This window comes from Anaerotignum faecicola (genome assembly GCA_024460105.1).
In the GTDB taxonomy this organism is placed as follows: domain Bacteria; phylum Bacillota; class Clostridia; order Lachnospirales; family Anaerotignaceae; genus JANFXS01.
On record JANFXS010000059.1, the window covers coordinates 1 to 606 of the forward strand.

The window sequence follows — 606 nt, forward strand, 5'->3', positions numbered from 1 at the left end:
CCGGCCAGTCCTGCTGCCGCAAGCACAGCCGCCATCATAACCAATCCTCTTTTTTTCATAGTCCTTCTCCTTTATAATTTTCTCGCAGTGTCTACTGCTAATCTGATTCTTGATAAGTCCTGTTCCGTCGCCACGGTACAGTCGGCTCCAAGGATAAACCCTTTTCTTCCATACGTCTCTGTCACCGAGCGGATCGTATTTACAAGCGCCTCCTCGCTTCCTGCTGCCAGCACCCCCTGCCGGTTAGCAAGGCCACCCATTACCGTCTTCTGATGGAATATTTCTCTTCCCTCTTTTAAGGAACACGGAACTTCAAACGTTCCCCAGTTCACCACATCATACAGCTTATCATCGTAATCGCGGTAATAATCCAGATTGACATCACGGTTGCATACATGGAGAAAACAGGTTCCGCCAGCCTCCTTTACCGCCCTCATGATCATCTGGTCGAAAGGTGCGATCCAGTTTAAAAACTGCTCTCTGGTAAGTCCAAATCTTCTCTCTGCTCCCAGTGAAGCCACATAGACGCCGTCCAGACCTACTTCTATGTATTTTACCGCCAGTTCACAGAGTCCGTCTGTGATTCTTTTCATAGCCTCCAGCATC

General features: G+C 48.8%; 1 protein-coding gene. It reads right to left on the reverse strand.

Annotated elements, in window-relative coordinates:
• Positions 1-71 precede the first annotated feature (71 nt).
• Positions 72-606 (reverse strand): hypothetical protein (locus tag NE664_12720; GenBank protein ID MCQ4727499.1); only part of this gene is annotated, 535 nt, incomplete at its 5' end.